Genomic DNA, 2,603 nt, shown 5'->3' with positions numbered 1-2,603 from the left:
TCCGGGACAGCCGGGTGCGCGGCACCGGGACGATCGCGCGGGCCTGCGCCGCCTCGGCCGTGCCCCCGCGGGTCCTGGTGTCGGCGTCCGCGACCGGCTACTACGGCGACACCGGCGAGCGGATCGTGGACGAGAGCGCCCCGGCCGGGACCGACTTCCTGGCCTCCGTCTGCGCCGAGTGGGAGGCCGCCGCCGACCCGGCCCGGAAGGCGGGCATCCGGGTGGTGCACCCGCGCACCGGTCTGGTGGTCGCGGCCCGGGGCGGCGCCTTCGGGCGGCTGCTGCCGCTGTTCCGCCTCGGGCTGGGCGGACGGCTCGGCTCCGGCGACCAGTACTGGCCGTTCATCTCCCTGGCCGACCAGATCGCGGCCCTGCGGTTCGCCCTCGGCACCGAGACGCTGTCCGGGCCGGCGGACTTCACGGCCCCGCATCCCCTGACGAACCGCGCGGTGACACGGGCGCTGAGCCGCGCCGTGCACCGCCCGGCCCTCGTCCCGGTCCCCGCCGTCGCGCTGCGCGCGGCGCTCGGCGGGTTCGCCACGAGCCTCACCTTCAGCACGCGGGCGGTCCCGACGGCCCTGCTGGCGGCGGGATTCACCTTCCGTCACCCGCGCTTCGAGCAGGCGCTGGACGCGGCGCTGCACGGCACCGGCTGAGCCGTCGTCGACGCGACGCGGGCGGCGTGCCGCGCCCGGGGGGGGTGCCTCTATGTCTTTCGTCAAGCGAGGCGTGGGGTTCTGGGTTCGTAGAAGGTGCCGTCGCGCAGGATCGCGAACAGCACGTTGATCCGCTGGCGGGCCAGGCGGAGAAGTGCCTGGGTGTGGGTCTTTCCTCGGGCCCGGCATCGGTCGTAGTAGGTGCGGGAGGCGGGATCGTGCAGCGCGGCGAACGCCGACAGGAACATCGCGCGTTTGAGTTGCCGGTTGCCGCCTCGTGGCGCGTGTTCGCCGTGGATCGAGGTCCCGACGACTTGGTTGTCGGGGCCAGGCCGGCGTAGGAGGCGAGGTGGGCGGCGGTGGGGAAGCTGGTGCCGTCGCCGACGGTGACCAGCAAGGTGGCGGCGGTCCTGACCGCGACTCCCGGAATCGAGGTCAGGACCGCGGAAAGAGGGTGAGCCTCCAGCAGCTGTCCGATCTGCGCTTCCAGGGCTCGTCGCTGTTCGTGGACGGCCGCGAGCGAACGGGCCAGGGACGGGATCACCAGGTCGAGAGTGCCGGTGCCCGGGACCACGACGGTCTGCTCGTCGAGCGCATCGAACACCTCGTCGATCAGCCGCTGGGCCATGCGCGGAGCCTTGGGCCGGATCACCTCAATCAGCTTGCGGCGTCCGGCTTTCCGCAGGGCGGCTGGGGATCCGTAGCGTTCCAGCAGCCAGGTCACGGCAGGGTGGTCCAGGCGAGGGCCCAGGACGCGTTCCAGGCTGGGGTGGAACTGGGTGAGCAGGCCGCGTATCCGGTTGGAGGTGCGGGTCGCCTCGGCCGCGAGGTCCTGGTCGAAGCCCACCAGCACGGTCAGCTCGGCGGTGATCTCGTCGGTCAGTTCCAACGAGCGCAGGGTGTGCGGCATGGTCCGTGCGGCGTCCGCGATCACCGCGGCGTCCTTCGCGTCGGTCTTCGCCTCACCCGGGTAGAGATCGGCGATCCGCCGCATGGACAAGCCGGGCAGGTAGGCGACCTTGCAGCCGGCGGCCCGGGCGACCGTCAGGGGCAGGGCTCCGATCGAGGCGGGCTGGTCCACGATCACCAGCACGGTGCCGAACTTCGCGGCCAGCTTGTCGAAGACGGCCCGCAGCTTTGGCTCGCTGTTGGGCAGCTGCTTGTCGAAGACCTTCTTGCCGGCCGGGGTCAGCCCGTGCCCGTGATGGGCGCTCTTGCCGACGTCCAGGCCGAGGAAGACGCCCACGTCGTCGATGTTGTCCAACCCATCCTCCCGAACGGGGCTCATGCGGTGCTGGCCAGGGCGTTGGCGTCGTATGCGCGCATCCACGTTATGCAGACCTGCCGCCCGCAAGCGGCCAGGCATTGCGCCAGGCCAGGCGGTAGTCAGACCTCTCATCAGCGTCTCCAACGGCGCCTCCCAGGCCCGGTGACACCACCCCCCAGGTCATCCGTTCCAATGCCGTTGCTTTAGTGATCGTGCCATCGGTGGTTCAGGGTGAGGACGACCGGGGAACGACGCTGGCTGGCGGGTTCTTCGGGGGCCTTGCTGCCGTAGCCGGTGATGCAGGAGCGGATCTTGCGGGGGCAGTCACGGGGCCGGCGGCGGGGTAACAGGCTGCGGCCGATCTCGGCGAGCCCGAGGTGCCGGTCTCGTCTGCGGGCGGAGGGGGGAAAAGCCGCTCGGTGAGATCACCGTGCGGCGGACGACGTGTAGGGCTCGGGTGAACGAGGTCCGCTCTGCAGTGCTGCTGTGCAGCCGAGCGGCTTCGTCCAGTAGATCCCGGGTGGCATGGTGCACGATCAAGTGCGCGTAGATCTCCTGCCGCACCCCGTCCGGAGTCTGCGACCTGAGGACCGGCCGGCCGCGCTGGTGGGTCTTGATCTCGTCGAAGACCAGCTCGATCTCCCAGCGCCGGGCGTAGAGCGCGGCAAGCTCGGCGGCCG

At 71.4% G+C, this 2,603-nt stretch carries 2 protein-coding genes and 1 pseudogene; 1 reads left to right on the top strand and 2 read right to left on the bottom strand.

Annotated elements, in window-relative coordinates; genetic code table 11:
• On the top strand, positions 1 to 656 hold a 656-nt coding region (locus FRZ03_RS05680; protein WP_146464099.1), incomplete at its 5' end, for a TIGR01777 family oxidoreductase.
• 62 nt (positions 657 to 718) lie between these two features.
• Here FRZ03_RS05680 and FRZ03_RS05675 read toward each other — a convergent pair.
• Together FRZ03_RS05675 and FRZ03_RS05670 are read right to left on the bottom strand one after the other, a co-directional pair.
• Positions 719 to 1,920, bottom strand: a pseudogene (locus FRZ03_RS05675) (IS110 family RNA-guided transposase).
• A 327-nt stretch (positions 1,921 to 2,247) separates the two neighbouring features.
• A partial coding sequence (locus tag FRZ03_RS05670) for a transposase (RefSeq protein WP_261398597.1) occupies positions 2,248 to 2,603 on the bottom strand: 356 nt, incomplete at its 5' end.

Source organism: Streptomyces misionensis, assembly GCF_007896895.1.
Lineage (GTDB): Bacteria > Actinomycetota > Actinomycetes > Streptomycetales > Streptomycetaceae > Streptomyces > Streptomyces misionensis_A.
The sequence above is the reverse complement of the archived record's forward strand: the minus strand, read 5'-3'. Positions and strand labels throughout refer to the sequence as shown.